This is a genomic window from Endozoicomonas sp. ALE010 (assembly GCF_049310165.1).
Lineage (GTDB): Bacteria > Pseudomonadota > Gammaproteobacteria > Pseudomonadales > Endozoicomonadaceae > Endozoicomonas.
On record NZ_JBLYNV010000140.1, the window covers coordinates 1 to 4,000 of the forward strand.

5 protein-coding genes and 1 pseudogene are annotated in these 4,000 nt (G+C 44.9%); all 6 read left to right on the forward strand.

The window, feature by feature from the left end; all coding sequences use genetic code 11:
- Nucleotides 1–646, forward strand: a 646-nt coding sequence (locus tag ACO6UY_RS24070) for a hypothetical protein (RefSeq protein WP_422491567.1), incomplete at its 5' end; no start/stop codon positions are given.
- Nucleotides 647–782: 136 nt separating this feature from the next.
- A complete protein-coding gene (locus ACO6UY_RS24075; RefSeq protein WP_422491569.1) occupies nucleotides 783–1,313 on the forward strand; it encodes a hypothetical protein in 531 nt (176 codons plus the stop codon).
- Nucleotides 1,286–2,140 carry a transposase gene (locus tag ACO6UY_RS24080; RefSeq protein WP_422491570.1) on the forward strand — a complete coding sequence of 285 codons (855 nt, stop codon included), beginning with the start codon at nucleotides 1,286–1,288 and terminating at the stop codon, nucleotides 2,138–2,140. Before ACO6UY_RS24075 ends, ACO6UY_RS24080 begins: the two co-directional genes overlap by 28 nt.
- A gap of 182 nt (nucleotides 2,141–2,322) precedes the next feature.
- Nucleotides 2,323–3,069 carry a polymorphic toxin-type HINT domain-containing protein gene (locus ACO6UY_RS24085; protein ID WP_422491571.1) on the forward strand — a complete coding sequence of 249 codons (747 nt, stop codon included), beginning with the start codon at nucleotides 2,323–2,325 and terminating at the stop codon, nucleotides 3,067–3,069.
- A gap of 30 nt (nucleotides 3,070–3,099) precedes the next feature.
- Nucleotides 3,100–3,279: pseudogene (locus ACO6UY_RS24090) on the forward strand (HNH endonuclease); the annotation flags it as partial.
- 15 nt (nucleotides 3,280–3,294) lie between these two features.
- Nucleotides 3,295–3,795 (forward strand): SMI1/KNR4 family protein, encoded by a 501-nt coding sequence (locus ACO6UY_RS24095; RefSeq protein ID WP_422491572.1) that lies wholly within the window; start codon nucleotides 3,295–3,297, stop codon nucleotides 3,793–3,795.
- Nucleotides 3,796–4,000: the final 205 nt, after the last annotated feature.

A 4,000-nucleotide genomic window follows, 5' to 3' on the forward strand; every position in this document is an offset into this window, starting at 1 on the left:
CGACACATCACCGGGCAGTGGCGATGAGGAAGAGACGCCCGACACCGGAGGTGGATCAGGCAGTGAGCCGGATTATGGTGAAGGCCCTGACGGTGGGAATGAAAATGGTAATGGTGGTGGCTCCGGTGGAGACGATGACGGAGAGCCGGGTGAGCTGCCGGGTGGTGGAAACGGTGGTGATGGTTCAGGTGATAGTGACAATAATGATGAGGGTTTGCTTGAGCAAATTGAGCAGTTTGCCAAAGGGTTATGGGATGGCTTGAAAGAGCAAATTTCTGGTTTGTGGGAGTTAGTTCGCCACCCTATCGAAAGTGCCAAGAATATTTATAACCTTGCAAAAGGCTTTGTTCTTGATCCAGATGGCACTATCGAACTGATTATTGAAGAACTTGGAGAGGATATTCGCGACCTTCTTGAAGGGACTGCATATCAGCGTGGAAAAGTCATTGGTGAAAATGTTAGCCCAGCTGCACTGGCCAGGATCGCAGTAAAAGTTTCCAGACTTGGTAAAGTTGCAGATTCAAAAATTGATGTTGGATGTAGTAGTTTTGTTGCAGGTACAAACGTCCATACACCGGATGGTTTACGTCAGATAGAAACGCTGCAAGTCGATGAACAGGTTCTCTCTCGATCAGATATTAGCTAGTTCTCGTCCAAAAACACAACCAATTGAAAACTGTAGATTTTATTCTGAAAAATTAAGTGGAGCCCTACTGCTATCTGGCGACTAAACTTCCCAAGACCAATAAACACAAGGGATTGCCAAAAACAGAGGGCTCCAAATGCGAAAAAAAAGCAACCCGCAGTGTAGTATGGAACTCCATTACGTACCTCATGAAATCTGCTCCCAGCTTTCCGGTATCTCGCAATGGCTTGATGCCCATCCACAGTTCAATGACTGGATTTATGAGAACTTAAGTTCTGGTGATAAACAAAACACTGGGCGGAACGGACTATCAGCAGAATCCGTACTTCGTGCGGCACTCCTGAAACAGTATTTGAATTGTGATTATGACTACTTGTCGTTTGTTTTGATGGACTCCATGCTCTTTCGAGACTTTTGTCGCCTGGAACCAAACCAGCGCCCCAGTCGCTCCAGTTTGCATGGGCTCATCAGCCTTCTTACTGCATCTACATGGGAACGGATTAATAACTGTCAGCTAATGACCGCTAAAGATCAGGGTATTGAAAAAGGGCGCACTGTGGCTATTGACAGCACAGTCACCGAATCGGATATCAAACCTCCTTGCGACAGTGATCTTTTAGCCAGTTCCGTTAAAGAAATTTGTCGTTTGCTGGGGGACAAACACTGACAGCGACACCGCTTTATGAATATACCCATCACAACCGAGCCGTAAAAGATGCGGCCAGAAAATGCATCTACGCTGGCAAAGAAGAGCGGCATCAGCATTATAAAAAACTGCTGCAGTTGACCCGAAAATCCCGGAAGGTACTTATCGAAGCTACTGTCACGCTTGCAAACGCCCGTCAGCAGGGGCAGTGTCTCTTGGCTGATGATGCCGACAAGTGGCAGGCCGATGTGGATCATCTGTTACCCCTGGTGGATGCCGTAATCTCCCAGACAGAGCGCAGGGTCTTTAAGGGTGAAAAGGTGCCAGCCCAGGAGAAAGTGGTTAGCCTGTATGAACCCCATACGGATATCATCGTAAAAGACAGGCGGCAAGTGCAGTACGGCCATAAACTGAACCTGGTTCAGGGAAAAAGTCGATTGATCCTGGACCTGGTTATTGAGGAAGGTAACCCAGCGGATTCGGACCGATTCATTCCGATGATGGAAAGACAAAAAGAAATTTATGGTCGTGTACCTCGCCAGACAAGCGGTGACGGCGGATACGCGTGTCGCGCTAATTTGGAAAAAGCCAAGGCCATGGGAATCAGCGATGTGGCTTTTAATAAGAAGCGCGGACTTGAAGTCGAAGAGATGACTAAAAGTCAGTATGTGTATAAAACGCTCTTTCGCTTCCGGGCAGGTATTGAAGCAGGAATTTCGTGGCTAAAGAGATGTTTTGGGCTATCACGTTGCCACTGCAAGGGTTCTGAGCGTTTTGACTCTCATTGCTGGTTATCGGTGGTCTGTTACAACCTGGTTATTCTGGCCAGGCACCCGGCACCATCCTGATAGCCACCTCCACGCTACATGAAAGTACCTTTCCAGCATGGTGGGAGGATGTTTTCTGCCTGCTTTTTGCGTTTTTCTCCAATATCCGTCTCAGATTAGAGAAAAAAAGGGAGGGGTTTTTCTGGATCTCTGGAATTTCAGGAAATATTAAAACGGACGTATAGTCCGATTATGATTGGCTGATGCGTTTTTGGACGAGAACTAGCTATCAAGATCAAGCCAGAAAAGTAACAAAGCTGATGAGCAGGAAGGTAGATCATTACTACCAACTGGATACGGGATTCGACACACTTCTGGTAACTGGGGAGCATCCATTCTGGTTGCAAGGGGCTGGTTGGACAAATGCTTCAGACTTGGTCACTGGTAATGCTATTGCAACTGAAAATGGAGACATTTTACTTCGTAAAGTAACCCGGGTTGAAGAGCAAGCCCAAGTTTACAATTTCAGTGTTGAGGATACACCCAGTTATTTTGTCGGAAGTAATGGGCTGTGGGTACATAACGCTAATGCCAACTGTGATATTAGTGAACGTATTGCAAGAACCAAGGCAAAACCGAGTGATCCTCTAGAGGCACCGAAAGCAAGAAAAACTATTGACCCAGAGCTGAGCCCGGCACTGGCTAAGATATATTCAAGTATGGACTCGGGAAGGAGGCGCTTTCTTGAAAGTGGTGTTTTAAAAAAGCCTGTCCAAACTAAAGCACCTAATGAGTTTGTAAGTTCGGATGAGAATGCAATTATTCGAGGAAAATCTGTAAAATACTTGGATGGTGCTATGAAACCATTTACTTTTTCAGTAAAAACCAAAAGTGGTAAAAGGATACGTTACGATGAAGAAGGATTTCCTGACTTGAGTGATCACCTCTATGAAGGGCCTGAAATAAAATATAATACTGTAACAATTAAACTTTCAGGTGTTGATAGGTAGGCTGACTTTAAGGTTGCAGATAGACTTGCTGGAATTTCTAAGAAAAGACGAGATGAGCTAGACCTTGTATGGCATCATCATCAAGATCTTGGAGTTATGCAGCTTGTATCAAGAGAATCTCATAATGCAGCAAGACATACTGGTTCTATTTCAATTTTCAACCAGTTGATTGAAAAAGGTATTATGCAGGGCACAAAATATAAAAGGTAATTGAGAGGATGTTATATGTTTGATCTTTGTATTGATTATGTAACCAAATACCCTTTTCCTGGGGAGGAAGCCGTAGTTGGTTTTGAAGCTAGACTTGGCATATCTCTTCCTGAAGATTATAAAGAATTTATTAGGAGCTATCATGCTGGCTATTTTGGTGAAAGATCAAGCTTCAAGTTAGGTCATATAACTAAAGAGCAGACCAAGCAATATGGTTCTGTAAGGATGTCTTGGATGTACGGTTTTACAAGTCATGTGGGGTATAACATTGTAGAAAGTCATCCATCCTATGATTTAGGAGAACCTTGGAATAAAAACTATCTTGAAATAGGGGCAGATGAGGGGGGGAATTCTGTTTTTATAGGGCTATCACGAGAAAATTATGGCCATATATTCTGGATTGACCATGAGTATGACTATACCGATGACCCTAATGAGGATGAGCCCAGGGGGGAAAAGGACATGGTTCATTTGGCAGACAGTTTTACTCAATGGGTGAGCAGTTTTAAGGAGTGATTAAGGGAGTATTGCTCCCTTTGCTATCGCCCCAGCTTGCAAGAGGAACTACCATCGGATGAGGAAAATTGCCCTGTGCTTGGTGTTGTCCGTAACAGGTGCGTTGGCTCATGTTGAGCCGCCGGTTCAGTCCAGAGAGTTGCAAATTCTCTGGACTGGCCTGGGTTATCAGGTGGGTATTGACAATGATCCACCCTGGTCAGGT